A 17,715-nucleotide genomic window follows, 5' to 3' on the forward strand; every position below is an offset into this window, starting at 1 on the left:
TGTCCGTCGCGCTGTTCCTGGCGACGTTCATGCCGGTCTGACCAGCGAGTTCTGGTCGACGAGGGCTCCCCATCATGACGCCATAGCGCGTGTGATGCCAGGGAGCCGCCCATCAGGAAACTGATCCGGGCGGCTTCTCTTTTTGCTGCGCAAAGCAATTCCTTATCGGCGAGCTTGGGAAGCGGAACGGCCTCCAAAACCGCATCCAGGGGGTTCGACTCCTCCCGCCGGTGCTCGACGCTGCCTATTCAGCGCGAACCTTGATAACAGAAAACTTTTCCCAAAGCTCGTCCCCGTCGCCGAAAGAGGCAGCCAGGACGAGCGCCGGTGGAGGCGTGCACTCGTCTCCACCTCACCCCTGTAGCTCAGGTGGACAGAGCGCCGCACTACGAATGCGGAGGTCCCAGGTTCGAATCCTGGCGGGGGTACTGGTCGGCGTATCGGAGGGGGATACGCCGGTCGACGGATGCGAGGGGCACTGGCGACCCCGCCTGATTTGGGATCAGGAGTCACCGCGTTCGACTCGCGGGTGTCCGACTAGCAGCACAGCACGGAGGATTGGCCGAGTCCGGTAAGGCAACCGTCCCGAAAACGGTGGTCGGCGCGAGAGCGTCGCGCAGGTTCGAATCCTGCATCCTCCGCAAGCCCTCGTGGTCCAACGGATACGACGCCGGCGTCCGAAGCCGGGAATGCAGGTTCGACTCCTGCCGAGGGCACGACGGCCCGAACTTGGCCCACTTCACGACGGTCGTGCGGCGGCCTGCAAAGCCGTTGGACTCCGGGTTCGACTCCCGGGTGGGTCTCCATCGCAGAGTGACCATCTGGCGACACAGTTGCGTAGGTGGCAATAGAGTTCCACCGCCGCAAGCTTCTGCGCTACATTCGGACGTACGTTCGAATGGGGGTATCCAGGTGTCCTTGAAGGAGCTCACGAGTCGCGACGCGGTACTCAAGGCAGTACAGCAGTGCGATGTCATCGACCCAGGAGCGTCCGGGGCCGGGTTCACTCGTGCCTTCGTCCTTGAACTCGACGGCAAGTACTACCACGCCGAGAAAGTCGCCAGTCTCGCGTACGAGGTCCAGTACCCAGACCGCGACAGACTCCCGTCTCCGATCTCACCGGAGAAGCCGCAGCACACCGCCTCGGTCGACTTGGCTTCGCGAGCTCCACAACAGCCCGGCTATGGCCTCCACTACTGGGGGCGGAGTACCCCAACCGAACCGCCATCCGAAACACCTTTGGCGGCAACGGGGTCGCCGGGATCACACCGTTTCTTGGCGACGATGCCCTCAACATTTTCTCAGACGAAGAGGGGCCGTACGCCGACGAACCACCAGACGCACTGAACCCTTTTGAATATCGCGGCGAGGGGCGCGAGGGCAACCAGAAGCTGCTTCGAGGCAACAAGGCACTCGATACCGCTCGCAGAAATCTTGAGGCGGTGCGGTACTGGTACCGCCCGGCGGGCGGCACCTTCAAGTTCACTACGTGGGTAGCAATCCTCAGCCGAACGCAGGTGTGGTCACCTGACAACAACAAAGAACTCCGTCTCGAGTATGCGTTCCAAGTGATGGCGGTCCCCGGCCCCGAGCTAGCCACTTGGCCAGATCGTGTGCGCAAGCTCATTGACGACGGAGACATCAAGGACACACCTCCGCCGCAACCGCCAGACAAGAACGCCACGAGCAGCCAGCGAAGGAAAACCTACCGGGACTACCTTCGCCTCATCGATAAGTCATCGAAGGCTGGTCGCGGTGGACGCAAGCCGTCCAAGGGAACCCGAAATCTCTATCCCCGCAGTCGGGCCGTACGTGATGCAGTGCTCGTCCGTGCGGACGGCGACTGCGAAAATGACAAGTGCACAGGCATGCCCTTCGACACCGCACCTGGTGGCGAGTCGATCCTCGAAGTGGACCACGTAGACGATCTCGCACTCAACGGGCTTGATCACCCGTCAGTCATGATCGCGCTATGTCCTAACTGTCACGCGGCGAAGACCCGAGGGGCAAACCGAGCGGCCATCAAGCGCTACTTCCGCACCAGGGCTGTCGAACTGCACCACAAGGCCGACCAGTAAGAGTCCACAACGGACAGACAAAAAGGCCCTCCCGCGAACGGGAGGGCCTTAGTGCTGTCTCAACCAGACGTGCGCCCGAAGGGATTCGAACCCCTGACCTTCTGATCCGTAGTCAGATGCTCTATCCAGCTGAGCTACGGGCGCTTGTTCAGTTGTCAATCTAGCACCTGCCGGAACAGGTACCAGCGGAGGCTCCGGGATTTGAACCCGGGAGGGGGGGTTACCCCCAACCGCATTAGCAGTGCGGCGCCATAGACCAGACTAGGCGAAGCCTCCCAGGCCCAACGACCACTGCTCAAATAGGTTACACACCCTCCTGCCCCCCTTGGAAGGCACCCCCCTTAGGCGCGTCGCAGGGCTCTGAGCAGGCCGGATGGGCGTCCGCCGAGTCCTTCGGCTTCGAAGACGGCGACGCCGACGCGGGGGAGGTCGCGGGCCGCGGGGTAAGCCAAGTAGCGCGGGACCCAGCGCGGCTGGAACTTCGCGTTGAAGCGGTAGAGGGTCTCGATCTGGATCCAGCGTGAGAAGAATCGCAATGTCCGGGCGGACAGGCGGGCGACGGGGCCGGCGCCGATGCGTTGGCCTTGCTCCAGCACCGCGCGGAAGGCGGCGAAGTTCAGGGAGACGTGCTGGGCGGGGGTGGTCAGGAGGAGTTCGGAGATCATCAGTTCGTTGACGCCGTTGTCGGCGGTCCGGTCGCGGCGCATGACGTCCAGCGACAGGCCTTTCTCGCCCCAGGGGACGAACTGGAGGACTCCGCGCACCTGTCCGTCGTGCTCGGCGGTCACCAGGACCGAGCCCGGGTCGCCCATGCGGCCGAGCGCCATCGAGAAGCCGCGTTCCGTGTCCGTGCCGCGCCAGGTGGCCGCGAGGGCGCGGAGTTCGTCCAACTCGGCGACAGGCAAGTCTTCGGCTTTCCGGATGCGCGCGGTGTAGCCGGCGCGCTTCGTGCGTGAGACGGCTTGGCGGACTCCGCGCATGACGCGCCCTTCGAGAGTGAAGGAGTCGGTGTCGACGACGGCCTCGTCGCCGATCTCCAGTACTTCGAGCCCGAAGCGTGCCCAGACGGTCGCGCCCAGTTCCGAGCAGCCCATGGTCGCCGGGGTCCAGGCGTACCGCCGGCAGACCTCCAGATACTCCTCGATCGCGCCGGGCCACGCTTCCGGGTCACCGAGCGGGTCGGCCGAGCACAGCGCGACCCCGGCGATCACCCGATAGGTCACCGCGGCCTTCCCCGACTTCGAGAACACCACGAACTTGTCCCGGCGCAGGGCGAAGTACCCGAGCGAGTCCCGCTCCCCCAGCAGCCCCTTGAGCCGCTCGACCTCTTCGTCGGTCAGCTCCGGCGCGGGTTCGGCCGAGCGGAGCAGGAAGTACGCCGCCAGCAGCACCGCGCCGATCCCGAACAGCAGGCCGACGGCCGCCGACAGGTCTTCCAGCCACAGCGCGGGGAACACCACCGGGCCGCTCACGCCGACCAGCGCCAGCGTCGACTGCGCCAGGCGGTCGCCGACGCTCAAGGGGGCGAGCGCGACCGACAGCAGCGCGAAGTTGATCACGATCCCGGCCACCGTCAGTTGCAGGAAGACCCGGACCGCGCGCCACCGGCCGGTCACCGGATCGGGGAGCGCGATGAAGTACCGCCGCGTCGCGATCAGGGCGATCAGCAGCGCGAGCGACACGAGCCCGGCGCCGAGGGTGTGCCGGAGCCCGAGGTGCGACACCGTCAGCAGCGCGGCGGCGGCGACGGCCAGTTGCCAGGCTCGGCGCTTCCGCCGTTTGAGACCGGTGGCGAGCAACATGAGCAGCACGCCGGTCACCAGCGCGACGGTCGCCGCGCCGACCGTGGCCTCGTGCGGCAGTTCCAGCCAGGTGGCGACATGTCCGCGCAGGGTGCGCCGCCCGGCCGGGACCAGCACCGAGATCAGTGCCAGCAGTCCGGCCAGCCGCGTCACCCAGGTGATCGCCACCACCGAGGTGGCACCCGCCACCCGCCGAGCACCCGCCAAATCCCGCCCCCGTCAGCTCCTTGCCAGCTCCATGAACGGTACAAGGGCGTCGGGGTTCAGGAGGGCATCCCGGCTGACCGCGCGGTCGGGTGAAACCCCCGAAAGGATCTTCTTGACCGGAACCTCGCATTTCTTGCCGTTGAGCGTGCGGGGCACCTCGCCCACCTGGACGAACCGGTCGGGCACGTGCCTCGGCGAGAGGGCTCCGCGCAGTTCCTTGCGCAGCGCGGGTTCGACCTCGTCGAGCGACGCGCCCTCGGCCAGCACGAGGAAGCACAGCAGCTGCCCGTCCTCGTTGCCCGCGGCCGAAGTGTCGATCACGAGCGAGTCGGCGACCTGGTCGAACGACTCGACGACCCGGTAGAACTCGGCCGTGCCCATCCGGACGCCGCCGCGATTGAGCGTCGAGTCGCTGCGTCCGTAGATGACGGCGGAACCGCGGCCGGTGATCCGGATCCAGTCGCCGTGCCGCCAGATCCCCGGGTACATCTCGAAATACGCCTCGCGCAGCCGCGAGCCGTCCGGGTCGTTCCAGAAGAACACCGGCATCGACGGCATCGGCTCGGTGATCACCAGTTCGCCGACCGCCTCCACCACCGGCTTCCCGCTCTCGTCGAAAGCGGCGACGGCGGCGCCGAGCGCGCGGACCGAAAGCTCGCCCAGCCAGACGGGGACGTCCGGGGCCGACGCGACGAACGCCGCGCACAGGTCCGTGCCGCCGGACACCGAGCAGATCTGGACACGTTTGCCCACCTCGTCGACGATCCACCGGAAGCCCTCGACGCTCAGCGGCGCGCCGGTGGATCCCAAGGCGCGCAACGCCGTCAGGTCGAACCGCTCGGCCGGTTTGATGCCGGCCTTCAGACAACTCTGGATGTACGGTGCCGACGTGCCGAAGTAGGTGACGCGGTGCTGTTCGGCCAAGTGCCACAACACGTTCAGGTCCGGACTGCCGGGGCTGCCGTCGAAGAGCACGATCGTCGTACCGGTCAGCAGGCCGGAGATGAGGAAGTTCCACATCATCCAGCCGGTGGTGGTGAACCAGAAGAACCGATCGCCGGGGCCGAGATCGCTTTGCAGGGCAAGGGCTTTGAGGTGCTCGAGGACGATCCCGCCGTGCCCGTGGACGATACCCTTCGGCAGGCCGGTGGTCCCCGAGGAGTACAGGACCCACAGCGGGTGGGCGAAGTCGACGGGTTCGAAGGCCAGCTCCGCGCCCTCGTTGTCGGCGAGCAGCTCGTCCCAGTCGAGGGTGCCGTCGAGGCGGCCGCCGGCGTAGTCGACGAGCACGGTCGCTTCGAGCGTGGGGATCTCGTCCCGCAAGGAGTTCACCGTCGACCGGCTGTCGAACCACCGTCCATTGTAGACATAGCCGTTGACCGCGATCAGCACCTTCGGCTCGATCTGCGCGAAGCGGTCGGTGACCGCGCGGACACCGAAGTCCGGCGAGCACGACGACCAGACGGCGCCGAGGCTCGCGGTGGCGAGGAACGCGATCAGCGTCTGCGGGCAGTTCGGCGCCAGCGCGACGACCCTGTCCCCTTTGGACACTCCGAGCTTGCGCAGCCCCTCACGCGCGGCGGCGACGGCGGAGCGCAACGCGCCGTACGTCAGCTGCGACGAGAGGCCGTCCTCGCGGTGGAAGATCACGGCGATCTCGTCGTCGGCCTTCGCGGCGCCCGCGACACCGGGCATGAGCGAGTGCTCGGCGTAGTTCAGCGTGCCGCCCTCGAACCATCGCGCGTTCGGCATCTCGCCGGTGAGCACCTCACCGGGCCGGCCGTGCCAGCGCACGCCGAGGAACTCCGCGACGGCGGACCAGAACTCCGGCCCGCGCTGGACGGAGAACTCCCACAGCGCGTTGTAGTCGTCGACCTCCACGCCGCGTTCGGTGCGCAGCCACTGGCGGAACGCGTCGATCTTGGTGTCGGGCAGGCGGCTCGGCTCAGGGCGCCAGAGCACTTCTGGGGCGTCGGCGGTGTGCGTCACCCCGCGATGTTAACCCTCGTTAACCTGCTTGGCGAGCCCCCGTGAACAGCTCGTACGCCATCGACTTCAACCGCGACGCGTCGAGCGGGGTGACCGTCAGCCACCCCCGCTCGCGCCGGAGCCCGTAGCGGCCTTCGGGGGTGTCCACCCAGGTCAACGTCCCTTCGCCGCGCACCCAGCGGCCCTCCCACGACTTCCTGACCGCGCCGAGCCGCCCGCTGCCGATCCGCTGCGTCGCGACCCTCGTCAGCACGATGACCTCGGGTTCCCGCAGGCCGGCGTCGCGCAGGACGTCGGAGAACGCCGGCTGCCCACCGCGCTCCCCCGCCTCGCAAGCGGCCGTGTAGTCGTCGACCCGCAGGTTGACCGAGAGGCCACGCCCCTGCTCGCACGGCGGCAAGGCCTGCAGCAGCGTCGCGGCGACGAGCGGCTCCCGCAGCGCCGACAACTCGACGTCGGTGCCCGAAACGCCGATCGCGACGGCGCCGCGATCGGACACGCAGCCGACCGCCCGGTACGCCGGATCGCCGTCGAGCCGCAGGTCGAGGGTGAGTTCGCTGTTCGCGACGGTGTGCAGCAGCCGGAGCAGTTCGGGCGCGGGCGCGTCCACCGTGCCGAGGCCGCGTTCCGACAGTGTCGCGCTCGCCGTGGCCACCAGTTCCGCCCGGAACTCCGGTGTCCGCCCGACGTGCGGGACCTCCAGCACCGCGGGCAGTTCGTCGCGTCCGTGCGCCGACCAGAGCAGGAACAGCTCGCCGACGTGCAGCCGGATCCAGTCCATCAGCGACCGCTCCTCGGGTCCTCGCCGATGACCGGCGGCGTCACCTGCCCGGTGAGGCCCCAGACGTCGGAATCCTCGACGAGGTAGCCAGGCGCCTTGTGGTCCTCCTCGCCCTGCCGTCCTTGCGAAGGCGCCATCCCCATCGGCATGCCGCCGAAGCCGCCCATGCCCGCGGCCGCGGCGCGCGTCCCGGCCGGTTGGCCAGGCTGCCCCGAAGGCCCGAAGCTCCCGACGCCGGACCGGCCGCCTTGACCGAGCTGCTCGTGGGTTCCGCCGGCGGTGCCGGGCGACGGTGGCACGTAGACACCGCTGCTCGCACCCGGCGTGCGCGGCGCCTCGACCGGCTCCCGAACCTGGATCGGAGCCGGGTCGTCGACGCCGCTGCTGCGGGTCGAGTCGTCCGGCGGCGGGACCGGCTCCGGTTCCGGTTTCGGGTCGGGTTCCGGTTTCGGCTCTTCGGGTGTCTCGAGGATCTTCGGCTGTTTGCCGTACGACGTGAAGCTGGGGACGTTCTCGTAGACCTCGCCGGAGCTGAACTGCATCCGCGTCATCACGTCGGCGGCCTGACGGTGCAGGTCCTGCGCGCGCTCGTCGGTCGGTTCGGCGACGATCCGCCCGGCTTCGGCGAAGCCGGATCCCGACGGCGCCGAGGCCGACATGGCCTGCGTCGAATCGGAGACCGGGATCGGACGGCGTCTCGGCGGCTCCGGCACCTTGGGCCGCGGGGCGAATCCCGGCGGCTCGGGCATCGTGCGGCGCGCGGTGTCGGCGATGTCCGCCTGCCGGCGCACGCAGTTCGCGACGTTCTCCGCCCGCCACGCCGTCTCGCCCGCCCACTCGACGAGCTTGACCGCGGCGTCGCGGGCCCTGTCCGCGCCCTCGCCCGTCCAGCCGTCGGCGGTGGCGGCGAGGGCCGCCCTGAGCTCGGTGCCCGCCCGGTCGAGGAAGGCGCTGATCTTCGTCCACTGCGCGGCGACGGCTTCCGCGCTCGCGAGGTCGAGCTCGTTGTGGACCATCGCGTAGAGCTCTCGATGGGAGTAGCTCATCCAGTCGATGTGGGCGTTGAGGTGCTCGGGGCCGGGCTGCGGTTCGGGCTCCCGCGGCGGCCAAGGCATGGGCAGGATGCGCATCAGTGCTCGTCCTTCCACTCCTGGCCGACGATGTCCTCCATGTCGAACCGGCGGGCGACCCGTTCGAGCTGCTCCTGGCCTTCCTCGTCCGCGGCGACGTACATCTTCCGCGCCGCCATCACGGTGAGCTGGAAGTCCTTGAGGACCTTCGCGAAGTCCTTGAGAACGGGCACGGCGGCCTCGGTGCCCTCGTTCGCGGCGCCCTGGAAACGCTCGCTCATCGTGTGACCGATGAAGTTGTCGCCCAGCTTCAACGGCGCGTTGAACTCCGTCGAGTCCTTGATCAGCGCGTTGAGCTCCTGACGTGCCTTGAGCAGGGCGTCGACGAGCTTCTTGGCCGCGTCCTCGGAGACCTTGACGGCGCCCTTCTTGGCATCGGTCTTGGAGTCCCGGATCTGGCCCGCCACCGGAGCCAGCGCCGGAGCCGAAGCCCCGAACGCGGCTTGTGGTGTCGCTGGCACCTTCGGCGACTGTGGCATTCGACCCTCCCCTGTCACATCCTGAGGGGAATGCTAGCGCGAATGGGCTCAGCGCAGGTGGGCGTCGAACCAATTCAACGTGCGCTGCCAGGCCTCCGCGGCCGCGTCCGGATCGGCGTCGAAGCGGTGGTTGGCGCCCGGGTAGTGGACGACGTTCGTCGCGACGCCCGCCGTCGCCGCCGCGTCACGCAGCTGCTCGACCTCGGCGCCTCCGGCCTCGTCACCCGCGTCGCCGTACATGCCGAGCCACGGGCTGGTGAGCCGTCCAGCGATCTCGACGAGCACCGGCAGCCCGGTGACGCCCTGCCCGCCGACGCTCACCGCCGCGCCCAGCCTGCGGTTCGACGCCACGACCAGCGCGGCCGTCCCACCGAGGTCGAAACCGACGACACCGACGAGATCCGCTTGCACACCGCGCTCCGCGAGCCAGGAGAGCGTCGCGTCGGTGGCTTCGAGCAGGTCCTGCTGCGTGAGGTCGTCCCGGTCGAGATGCGGGGTGACGGTGAGCCAGCCTTCGCCGGCGAGCCCGGCCAGGAGCAGCCCCAAACCCTCTTCGACCTCTTCGGCCTCCTCGTGCAGCACCACGAGCCCGCCGCGGACGACACCATCCGGTTCGGCGAAGGTCAGGCGCAGCGTGTGGCCGTCGGCGTGCTGATGTTCCACGGTGGTCGTCAGGGTCATTCCTCCATCAGACCACTCTTAGGTAAATATTCGGAGCTTGCGTTCGCGCGGGAGGATACGGTGTCGGAGCCGTCCCCCAGACGTAGGAGCGCCGAAGATGTCACCTGTTTCGCCGCGTGCGGATCTCGAATCGTTGCCGAAGTACGTCCCTGGCCGGACAATCCAGGGCGCGATCAAGCTGGCGAGCAACGAGGTTCCCGGTGGCCCGCTGCCGAGTGTGGCGCAGGCCATAGCCGAGACGGCGCGGGGCATCAACCGGTACCCGGACATCACGGCTTCCGCGCTCGTCGAGCGGCTGGCCCGTGAACTGAACGAGCCGGTGGAGCGGATCGCCGTCGGCTGCGGTTCGGTTTCCCTTTGCCAGCAAATGATCCAGGCGCTGTGCGGCCCGGGGGACGAGGTCGTCTTCCCGTGGCGTTCGTTCGAGGCGTACCCGATCGTCACGCAGGTCGCGAACGCCGTGAGCGTGAAGGTGCCACTCACGGCCGGGCACGGGCTGGACCTGGACGCGATGCTTACCGCGATCACGCCCAAGACGCGGCTGGTCTTCGTGTGCAACCCCAACAACCCGACCGGGACGGTCGTGCGGCGCGCGGAACTCGAGCGCTTCCTCGACGCCGTGCCCTCGGGCGTGCTCGTCGTGCTCGACGAGGCGTACAAGGAGTTCGTGACCGACGCCGAGGTGCCGGACGGCGTCGAACTCGCGCGCGGCAGGGACAACGTCGCGGTGCTTCGGACGTTCTCGAAGGCGTACGGCCTCGCCGGTCTTCGCGTGGGCTACGCCGTGGCACCGGAAGCGATCACCGTCGCGCTGAAGCAGGTCTACGTCGCGTTCTCGGTGAACATGATCGCCCAGGCGGCGGCCATCGCCTCCCTCGACGCGGCCGATGAGCTGCTGGAACGCTGCAAGGAGATCGTCTCGGAACGCACCCGGGTCCGGGATGCGTTGGTGGCCAAGGGTTACGAGGTTCCGGAGACGCAGGCGAACTTCGTCTGGCTGCCGCTGGGCGAGCGGACGACCGAGTTCGCGGAGCACGCCCTGGAACGGAAGCTGATCGTGCGTCCCTTCGCGGGCGAAGGCGCGCGAGTGACCATCGGGACGCCCGAGGAGAACGACCTCTTCCTCGAAGCGGCCGGGGATTTCCCGCGCTGACAAGGCTTCGCGGCGGCCCGCACTCCTCCACGGAGTGCGGGCTTTCCTATTTCAGGAGCAGCTGCACCATCGCGGCGACGCCGACCACGACGATCACGCCACGCAGCACCTTCGGCGAGAGCTTGCGGCCGATCTTCGCGCCGAGCTGGCCGCCGATCGTCGACCCGACCGCGAGCAGCGCGACCACGGGCCAGCTGACCGGCGCGATGAACGCGTAGATCGTGCCCGCGACGATGTTCACGACGGCGGAAAGCGCGTTCTTGACGCCGTTGAGCCGCTGCAGCGACTCCGACATCAGCATCCCCATGACGGCCACCATCATCACGCCCTGCGCGGCCGTGAAGTATCCGCCGTAGATGCCGATCAGGAAGATCAGGAACAACAGGAGCGGCCCGATCTTGTGGACCTTCCCGTTCTCCTCGCGGCGCTTCGCGACCCAGGCGGCCACGCGCGGCTGGACGATCACGAGCACCACCGCGAGCCCGACCAACGCCGGTACGACGGTCTCGAAAGCGTCCTTCGGCAACGAGAGCAGCAGGATCGTCCCGCAGATCGCGCCGAAGAACGACGCCACGGCGAGTTTGACGACCTGGGGCCAGTAGCCCTTGAGCTCTTCCCGGTACCCGATCGCCCCGCTGACCGTGCCGGGGGCGAGGCCGATCGCGTTGGACGTCGTCGCCGTCAGCGGCGAGTAGCCGAGCGCGACCAGAACCGGGAACGTCACCAGCGTGCCCGAGCCGACGACCGTGTTGATGGTGCCCGCCCAGAGCCCCGCGATGAAGATCACGACCGCGTGCCACCACGTCATAAAGCACTCACGTCCGCACCCTAAGCACCGTTACCTCCTTTCGCGCTGCGGATGTGTCTAGTCGAACATTCAACGAGCCCGATATGTCTAGTTCGGCGCGAAGACGCAGAACTCGTTGCCTTCCGGGTCCTCGAGGAGATCCCATTCGATTTCGCCGTCCCTGGCCCGGACGAGCTTCGCCCCGGCGGCGACCAGCTCGGGCGTCGAGCCGAAGACGTCGATGTGCATGCGGTTCTTCACGGTCTTGACCTCGGGAACCGGATTGACCCAGATCAGCGGGCCGCGACCGGCCGGATCCTCGATCGCGACCGGCCACTCGGCGGGCCGCCCGTCCCGATGACGGCGGACGTAGCCCATCGCTGCACACCACCAGTCGGCGAGGGCCTGGTGGTCGTTCGCGTCGAGACAGATGTCCTTGAACACCGCCGGCATTCAGTTCTCCTCCGGTAGATGCGCCGCGGTGATCTCCGCGGCGACCGTCCAGCCGAGCGTCAGGTACAACGCGCGTCCCTCCTCCGTCGCGACCAGGACCGCTCGCTCCGCCCCGGCCGCGACCGCCACCTCGTCGAGCCTGCGCATGACGAATCTGCCCAGGCCTCGCCGCTGGTGCTCGGGCTCCGTGACGACCTGATCGATCACCGCCGTGCCGCCGGCTATCGCGACCCGGCCGGTGGCCGCACGAGAACCGTCGGGCGCGCGCACCACGACGTCGGTGACGACGCCGTCGCCGACCAGCTCCGCCCGGTACGGCTCGGGCGCGGCCATGACGGGCCGCAGCGCGATCGGCGCGCTCATCAGGTACTCCGGCGGGCCGACCTCCCACTCCGGCGGCACCGTCTTCGCCACTTCGTCCCGTGAACCGCTCACCTTCAACCACGTTCCGGGCTCGGTCAGCGAACGCGCCCGGCGCGCGACCGATCCGGCGTCCGCCAGCACGTATCTCACGCGATGCCCCGGGCGCCCGACATCGAGCCGGTAGCCGTCCGGTTCGGCCACCGGGATCCCGACGCCGCGGGAAAGCGCCCAGCCGTGCACCCATGCCTTGATCAGCCCTGCCACCCCAGTCATCGTTCGATGATGGCATCGCCCACCGACAGTCCCGGGCGAGCGGCCGAACCTGCGAGGATGGCGCGGTGGCCGACGACGAGCGCGAACAGGTGTGGAGTGCGACCGTCGATCATCTGCGCACGATGATCGACTCGGGCAGGCTCCCCGCCGGGTCGAGACTGCCCGCCGAACGGGCGCTCTGCGAGCAGCTCGGGATCAGCCGCGGTTCGCTGCGGCAGGCGTTGCGGGTGCTGGACTCCATCGGTTACGTGCAGGTGCGGCCGGGTTCGGGCACCTACGTCCGCGAGAACCTCGGCGAGCAGCCGCTGCGCGGTTGGTTCTCCGAACACGAGCAGCTGGTCGAGAAGCTCTTCGACCTGCGGACCACCGTCGAGCCGACCCTGGCCGAACGGCTCGCGCTCGAACACACGCCGCGGGTGCTCGCCCGGTTGGAAAGCACCGTCGACGAGATGGACCAGGCCGCCGCCGACGGCGACATGCTGCGCGTGATCGCCGCCGACGCCGAATTCCACCGGGTGATCGCGGGCAACGCCGGCAACGACGACGTCACCGATCTGCTGCGGTCGGTGCTCGCGCTGGTCGGCGAGGAGCGGCGGGCGGCGTTGCGGCTTCCGGGGCAGATCCGGAAGGCCGTCGACGAACATCGCGCGATCCTCGAAGCGATCCGCCGTTCGGACGCGGCGGCCGCGCGGGAGATCACCCTGCGGCATCTACTCGACGCCAAGACCTACGTCCACGACTACACGACCGGGGATTGACGTTCCCTTGATGGCGCTCGCGGATCCGCACGAGTAGAGTTTTCAGAAGGTTTTGAAACTTCTGACGGGGGTGTGCGGTGGAGAAGGTCCGGTTCACCGAAGAGAAGGCGACGATGCTCGCCACGCTGTACGGCCGGGCGCTCGACGCCCGCGGCGACCGGCCGATCCTCGGCGACAAGGCCGCCGACGAGGCCGTCAAGCAGATCGACTTCGACTTCGGCTCGCTCGGCGTCACCGAGGACATGGGCCTGACCGTCGCGCTGCGGGCCAAGCCGATGGACGACTGGGCCTCGGAATTCCTCCGGAAGCATCCGGACGCGACCGTCGTCCAGCTCGGCTGCGGGATGGACAGCCGCGTGTACCGCGTCGACCCGCCGCCTTCGGTGCGGTGGTTCGACGTCGACTACCCCGAGGTCGTCGGCCTGCGCGCCCGGATCTACCCCGACCGGGACGGGTACCGGACCATCGGCTCGTCCGTGACGGACTTCGGCTGGATCGACGAGATCCCGTCGGACAAACCCGGTCTGGTGATCGCGGAGGGGCTGACAATGTACCTGCGGCCGTCCGAAGGCGAGGAATTGCTGCGGCGGCTGATCGCGCATTTCCCCCAGGGCGGCGAAATGGTCTTCGACGTCTTCAGCAGGCTGGGAATCAAACTGCAGAAGCTGAATCCCGTGGTCCGGAAAGCCAACGCGACGCTGTACTGGGGCATCGACGAGATCGCCGAATTGGAACGGCTCGGGCTGACGCTGGTGTCGAAGCTCGACTCGACGGACTACGCGACACCCGAGGTGAAGGACCGGCTCTCCGGGTCGATGCGGGCGCAGCTGTGGGTCGCGGGGCTGTTCCCGGCGTTCAAGAAGATGGGGCGGATCCTGCGGTTCCGGTTCTGAGGCGCTGTAGAACGCATTTAGTCCTCTAAATGCGTTCTACCGCAGGGCACGTCAGCGGGACTCGAGTACCCGCTCGACGAACCGGTGCAGCTTGTCCTCCAGCCGGAAGACGCGCTCCTCCAGCGACAGCGTTTCCGCCGGCTGCGGCACGTCCGGCTTCAGCTCGCCGCGGATGTACTGGCTGCACGCCAGATTCGCGCACGCGTAGATGCCGAGCGTGTTCCCCTCGCGCCCGAGCTTCCCGGCGCGGCGGCCGGAGAACAGCGCGATGTCGGACAGCGGATGTGTCGTCGTGCACAGGCCGCACATGTTGCTCAGCAGGACACGGCCCTTCGGCCGGGGCGCGGCACGCAGGGACAGCCCGACGGTTTCCCCGCGGTACGGCAGCACGAGATACGCCCGTGCGGTGGCCTTCGGATCGCGCCAGCCGAGGAATTCCCTTTTCTCCCAAGGGATTTCCTCGGGCCGGGCGGGCAGCGTGACGCCCTTGGCCTCGCCTCGGGTGCAGTTCACGAAGGACGCTCTGATCTCGTCCTGGCCCAGCGGTTCCATACCCGCACGGTAACCACCGCGCCCGGGAACTGGCGAACCGTTTTCCGCCGGAGGTCATACGATCACCGGGTGCGCGGGAAGACGATGTCGAGCCGGTTCCGGCTGGTGCTCAGGACCAGTCTCGGTTTCGCCGCGCTCGGCGTCGGGTCCAGTGTGTGCGGTGCCGGTGTCGTCGCGTTGCTGCTGCTCCTGCAAGGCCTCCCGAGCGAGGTCGGCGATCGCGGCTGGATCCTCGGCGTCACCGCGGCCGGGATCGTGGCGCTGTCGCTGATCGTCGGCACTTTGTGGACGGCGTGGCTGCAGCGCCGCACGGCGGTCTGGTTCGTCTTCGGCCGCCCGCCGACGAAGGCCGAGGCCGAGCGGGCGCTCCGGCTCCCGGTCGACATGGGGATCGTGAGCGGGACGCTCTGGCTGATCGGCACCATCGTGCTCGGTTCACTCGCGCGGGTGCTCGGGTCCTGGATGGACGCGCTCGGGATGGCGCTGGTCATCGGGCTCGGCGGGCTGACCACGGTCGGCCTCACCTATCTCGCCGCGGAATGGGTCGCCCGGCCGGTGATGACGATCGCGCTCAAGGTGACCCCGCCGAAGGGGACGCTCAAGGTCACCGTGCTGACCAGGGTGGTCGTCACCTGGTCGCTGGCGAGCGGTGTCCCGTTCCTCGGCGTGCTGCTGGTGGCCACGCCGCCGGATCTCGGCCAGGGCGACCACGTCGCGAGCCTGATCATGCTTTCGGTGATCGGGCTGGGCGTCGGCGCGATCGGGACGGGCCTGCTCGCGAAGGCCGTCGCGACACCGTTGCACCGGCTGCGGATAGCGCTCGACGAGATCGCGCGCGGCAACAAGGAGATCGTCGTCGAGGTCGACGACTCCAGTGAGATCGGCCTGCTGCAGACCTCGGTCAACGACCTCGCCGCCGGGCTGCGCGAGCAGGAACGGATGCGGGACCTCTTCGGCAGGCACGTCGGGGACGAGGTCGCGCGGCACGCGCTCGAGTACGGCGCCTCCCTTTCGGGTGACGTGCGCGAGGTGACGGCGCTGTTCGTCGACGTCGTCGATTCGACGGCCCTGGCGAGCCGCACCCCGCCCGAAGACCTGGTGAAGATGCTCAACCGGTTCTTCACCAGCGTGGTGCACGCGGTCGGGGCGCGGGGCGGGCTGGTCAACAAGTTCCAGGGTGACGCCGCGCTCTGCGTCTTCGGCGCCCCGACCCGGCTCGCGGACGCGCCGACGGCCGCGCTTTCGGCCGCGCGGGCGATCCGGGACGCCGTCCAGGAGACCGGCGAGCTGGACCTCGGGATCGGGGTCGCGAGCGGGCGGGTGTTCGCCGGTCAGCTGGGCACCAGCAGCCGGTTCGAGTACACCGTCATCGGCGACGCGGTGAACGAGGCCGCGCGCCTGACCGAGTACGCGAAATCCGCCGACGGCCGGATCCTGGCGAGCGAAGCGGTGCTCAAAGCGGCTTTGGAGAGCGAGCGCTCGCACTGGGAGCCGTACGCGGAGCTCGAGCTGCGCGGGCGCCAGGAGCCGACGCACGCCTGGGAGGCGAGCGCGCTCAGCCCGGAATGACGTCCGGCCAGCGCAGCGCAGTCGAGCCCCAGGTCAGCCCGGCCCCGAAGGCCCCCATCACGACGCGGTGCCCCGGCTGGAGCGACCCGTCCTTGGCCGCGTCGGCCAGCGCGATCGGGATCGACGCCGCGCTCGTGTTGCCGACCTTTTCGATGTTCGAGTACATGACGTCCTCCGCCAGCCCGAGCTGCTTCGCGCAGGTCTGCAGGATGCGGATGTTCGCCTGGTGCCCGATGAACCGGTCGATGTCGCCGACCGTCCAGCCCGCGGAATCCAGCACCGCGCGCGCCGACTGGACCATCCGGGCGCAGGCGTGCCGGAACACGGTCTGGCCCTGCATCACCAGATAGTGGTCACGCGGGTCGTCCGAGCGTCGGTTCTTCGCGCCACCCGCCTCGACCCAGAGCAGTTCCGCGAGTTCGCCTTCGCTGTGCAGGTCGAACGCGCCGAGCGCGCCGAGTTCGCCGGGGTCACCCGCGCGCAGCAGGACGGCGCCCGCGCCGTCGCCGAAGATCGGCACCGTGCCGCGGTCTTCCGGGTCGATGAGCGAGGTGAAGACGTCGGCGCCGATCACCAGCACCCGCCGCGCGATGCCGGCGGCGATCAGCCCGGCGCCGGTGGCGAGCCCGTAGACGAACCCGCTGCACACGGCGTTGACGTCGAACGCGGCGACGCCGTTCAGCCCGAGCTTCGTCGCGACCTGCGGCGCGCTGGCCGGGCACAGCTGGTCGGCGGTCGACGTCGCGAGCACGACCGCGTCCGCTTCGGTCTCCCCCGCCGAGGCCAGCGCCCGTCGCCCCGCCTCGACGGCGAGATCCACAGTGGACGTCCCGGGATCGACGACCCGGCGCTCGGCGATGCCGGTGCGCGAGCGGATCCACTCATCGGAGGTGTCCAGCCGCTGGGCGATCTCCTCGTTGCCCACCACGCGCGGAGGCAGCCAAGAGCCGAGACCGGCGAGAACGGCCGCCTGAGATGAGGGCACCAAGAAATCCTTTCGCGGGGGAAATGAGAGGTCTGCCATTCACTTGTAAGCGCTACCATTCAGTAGACCCGTCAGTTGTGTTCCGGGTCACAATTCAAAGAATTCTCATCTTCCTCGGGCGTGACCCACGCCGCGTGGCGCCGCGATCAAAGAACAGGCGCCGGGGAGAGCCGTCCGGTTAGCCTGACCTGGTGCACACACCCGACCTCGACAGCCTGGACGTCGCCATCCTCGCCTGCCTTCAGTCCGACGCTCGCACGATCGCCGAGCACATCGGCGCGAAGGTGGGCCTGTCGGCGGCGGCCGTGCAGCGGCGGATCAAGCGGCTGCGCGAGGCCGGGGTGATCGAACGCGAGGTGGCGGTGCTGTCGCCGCGGGCGCTCGGGCTGTCGATGACGTTCGTGGTGATGGTCGAGATGGAACGGGAGAACCTCGCGGTCCTCGACGGGTTCCGCCGTCAGGTGCTCGCGGACGACAACGTCCAGCAGTGCTACTACGTCACCGGCAACGCCGACTTCGTGCTCGTGGTGACCTGCCGGGACATGGCGGATTTCGAGACGTTCACGCGGCGGATGTTCTTCGACAACCCGAACGTCCGGCACTTCACGACGTCGGTGGCGATGGACCGGGTGAAGACCGGGCTGTCCCTGCCGCTGGAGCCCTGAGGGTCCAAAAAGGACTCCGCGACTTCGTCACCACGGGTATCGACCCGAACGCAAGGGGTCTGTGCCCGGCGTTACACCACTATGGACAGATGCAGCCGATAGCGTGAACGTGGCGAC

17 protein-coding genes and 6 tRNA genes are annotated in these 17,715 nt (G+C 68.6%); 10 read left to right on the plus strand and 13 right to left on the minus strand.

What is annotated here, in order from left to right; genetic code table 11:
- Positions 1 to 354: 354 nt before the first annotated feature.
- From ACIRGA_RS12115 to ACIRGA_RS12135, 5 genes are all read left to right on the plus strand, one after another.
- Positions 355 to 428 (plus strand) — tRNA-Arg (locus ACIRGA_RS12115).
- Between the two features lie 124 nt (positions 429 to 552).
- Positions 553 to 641 (plus strand) — tRNA-Ser (locus ACIRGA_RS12120).
- A 3-nt stretch (positions 642 to 644) separates the two neighbouring features.
- A tRNA-Arg gene (locus ACIRGA_RS12125) sits at positions 645 to 716 on the plus strand.
- A gap of 15 nt (positions 717 to 731) precedes the next feature.
- Positions 732 to 806, plus strand: a tRNA-Cys gene (locus tag ACIRGA_RS12130).
- Positions 807 to 1,442: 636 nt separating this feature from the next.
- The gene (locus ACIRGA_RS12135) at positions 1,443 to 2,078 is read left to right on the plus strand and encodes an HNH endonuclease (protein ID WP_400939760.1); all 636 of its coding nucleotides are present in this window, start codon (positions 1,443 to 1,445) and stop codon (positions 2,076 to 2,078) included.
- Between the two features lie 70 nt (positions 2,079 to 2,148).
- Here ACIRGA_RS12135 and ACIRGA_RS12140 read toward each other — a convergent pair.
- The 8 genes from ACIRGA_RS12140 to ACIRGA_RS12175 all read right to left on the minus strand — a co-directional run bounded on the left by ACIRGA_RS12140 (position 2,149) and on the right by ACIRGA_RS12175 (position 9,147).
- Positions 2,149 to 2,222: transfer RNA gene (locus tag ACIRGA_RS12140), tRNA-Arg, on the minus strand.
- Between the two features lie 42 nt (positions 2,223 to 2,264).
- Positions 2,265 to 2,354 (minus strand) — tRNA-Ser (locus ACIRGA_RS12145).
- Positions 2,355 to 2,419: 65 nt separating this feature from the next.
- A complete protein-coding gene (locus ACIRGA_RS12150) occupies positions 2,420 to 4,069 on the minus strand; it encodes a phosphatidylglycerol lysyltransferase domain-containing protein (protein ID WP_400939762.1) in 1,650 nt (549 codons plus the stop codon).
- Between the two features lie 30 nt (positions 4,070 to 4,099).
- Positions 4,100 to 6,076 carry an acetoacetate--CoA ligase gene (locus ACIRGA_RS12155; protein WP_400939765.1) on the minus strand — a complete coding sequence of 659 codons (1,977 nt, stop codon included), beginning with the start codon at positions 6,074 to 6,076 and terminating at the stop codon, positions 4,100 to 4,102.
- A 19-nt stretch (positions 6,077 to 6,095) separates the two neighbouring features.
- The gene (locus tag ACIRGA_RS12160) at positions 6,096 to 6,857 is read right to left on the minus strand and encodes an ESX secretion-associated protein EspG (RefSeq protein ID WP_400939767.1); all 762 of its coding nucleotides are present in this window, start codon (positions 6,855 to 6,857) and stop codon (positions 6,096 to 6,098) included.
- The gene (locus ACIRGA_RS12165; RefSeq protein ID WP_400939769.1) at positions 6,857 to 7,987 is read right to left on the minus strand and encodes a PPE domain-containing protein; all 1,131 of its coding nucleotides are present in this window, start codon (positions 7,985 to 7,987) and stop codon (positions 6,857 to 6,859) included. Before ACIRGA_RS12165 ends, ACIRGA_RS12160 begins: the two co-directional genes overlap by 1 nt.
- Positions 7,987 to 8,448 carry a hypothetical protein gene (locus ACIRGA_RS12170; RefSeq protein ID WP_400939772.1) on the minus strand — a complete coding sequence of 154 codons (462 nt, stop codon included), beginning with the start codon at positions 8,446 to 8,448 and terminating at the stop codon, positions 7,987 to 7,989. Before ACIRGA_RS12170 ends, ACIRGA_RS12165 begins: the two co-directional genes overlap by 1 nt.
- Positions 8,449 to 8,514: 66 nt before the next feature.
- Positions 8,515 to 9,147: a dienelactone hydrolase family protein gene (locus ACIRGA_RS12175; RefSeq protein ID WP_400939774.1), complete on the minus strand. Its 633-nt coding sequence runs from the start codon at positions 9,145 to 9,147 to the stop codon at positions 8,515 to 8,517.
- 97 nt (positions 9,148 to 9,244) lie between these two features.
- Here ACIRGA_RS12175 and hisC point away from each other — a divergent pair, with 97 nt between their 5' ends.
- The gene (hisC, locus tag ACIRGA_RS12180) at positions 9,245 to 10,300 is read left to right on the plus strand and encodes a histidinol-phosphate transaminase (RefSeq protein ID WP_400939776.1); all 1,056 of its coding nucleotides are present in this window, start codon (positions 9,245 to 9,247) and stop codon (positions 10,298 to 10,300) included.
- A 46-nt stretch (positions 10,301 to 10,346) separates the two neighbouring features.
- On the opposite strand, the gene ACIRGA_RS12185 is transcribed toward hisC, so the two are convergent.
- The 3 genes from ACIRGA_RS12185 to ACIRGA_RS12195 all read right to left on the minus strand — a co-directional run bounded on the left by ACIRGA_RS12185 (position 10,347) and on the right by ACIRGA_RS12195 (position 12,167).
- Positions 10,347 to 11,108 carry a sulfite exporter TauE/SafE family protein gene (locus ACIRGA_RS12185; RefSeq protein WP_240596134.1) on the minus strand — a complete coding sequence of 254 codons (762 nt, stop codon included), beginning with the start codon at positions 11,106 to 11,108 and terminating at the stop codon, positions 10,347 to 10,349.
- 87 nt (positions 11,109 to 11,195) lie between these two features.
- Positions 11,196 to 11,540: a VOC family protein gene (locus ACIRGA_RS12190; RefSeq protein WP_400939778.1), complete on the minus strand. Its 345-nt coding sequence runs from the start codon at positions 11,538 to 11,540 to the stop codon at positions 11,196 to 11,198.
- Positions 11,541 to 12,167 (minus strand): GNAT family N-acetyltransferase, encoded by a 627-nt coding sequence (locus ACIRGA_RS12195; RefSeq protein ID WP_400939857.1) that lies wholly within the window; start codon positions 12,165 to 12,167, stop codon positions 11,541 to 11,543.
- Positions 12,168 to 12,241: 74 nt separating this feature from the next.
- Here ACIRGA_RS12195 and ACIRGA_RS12200 point away from each other — a divergent pair, with 74 nt between their 5' ends.
- A complete protein-coding gene (locus tag ACIRGA_RS12200; protein ID WP_016330742.1) occupies positions 12,242 to 12,934 on the plus strand; it encodes a FadR/GntR family transcriptional regulator in 693 nt (230 codons plus the stop codon).
- A gap of 77 nt (positions 12,935 to 13,011) precedes the next feature.
- A complete protein-coding gene (locus tag ACIRGA_RS12205; protein WP_400939779.1) occupies positions 13,012 to 13,827 on the plus strand; it encodes a class I SAM-dependent methyltransferase in 816 nt (271 codons plus the stop codon).
- A gap of 51 nt (positions 13,828 to 13,878) precedes the next feature.
- Here the strand turns inward: ACIRGA_RS12205 and ACIRGA_RS12210 are convergent, their stop codons facing one another.
- On the minus strand, positions 13,879 to 14,379 hold the full coding sequence (locus ACIRGA_RS12210) for an FBP domain-containing protein (RefSeq protein WP_400939781.1): 501 nt from the start codon (positions 14,377 to 14,379) through the stop codon (positions 13,879 to 13,881).
- Positions 14,380 to 14,463: 84 nt separating this feature from the next.
- On the opposite strand from ACIRGA_RS12210, the gene ACIRGA_RS12215 reads away from it, so the two are divergent.
- Positions 14,464 to 15,948, plus strand: coding sequence for an adenylate/guanylate cyclase domain-containing protein (locus tag ACIRGA_RS12215; RefSeq protein WP_400939860.1), 1,485 nt, complete (start codon positions 14,464 to 14,466; stop codon positions 15,946 to 15,948).
- Here the strand turns inward: ACIRGA_RS12215 and ACIRGA_RS12220 are convergent.
- Complete coding sequence (locus ACIRGA_RS12220; RefSeq protein ID WP_400939784.1) at positions 15,935 to 16,933, minus strand: beta-ketoacyl-ACP synthase III; 999 nt, start codon at positions 16,931 to 16,933, stop codon at positions 15,935 to 15,937. The genes ACIRGA_RS12215 and ACIRGA_RS12220 overlap by 14 nt on opposite strands.
- A gap of 191 nt (positions 16,934 to 17,124) precedes the next feature.
- On the opposite strand from ACIRGA_RS12220, the gene ACIRGA_RS12225 reads away from it, so the two are divergent.
- Positions 17,125 to 17,598 carry an Lrp/AsnC family transcriptional regulator gene (locus tag ACIRGA_RS12225; RefSeq protein WP_400939787.1) on the plus strand — a complete coding sequence of 158 codons (474 nt, stop codon included), beginning with the start codon at positions 17,125 to 17,127 and terminating at the stop codon, positions 17,596 to 17,598.
- Positions 17,599 to 17,715 lie beyond the last annotated feature (117 nt).

Source organism: Amycolatopsis sp. NPDC102389, assembly GCF_044765885.1.
Lineage (GTDB): Bacteria > Actinomycetota > Actinomycetes > Mycobacteriales > Pseudonocardiaceae > Amycolatopsis.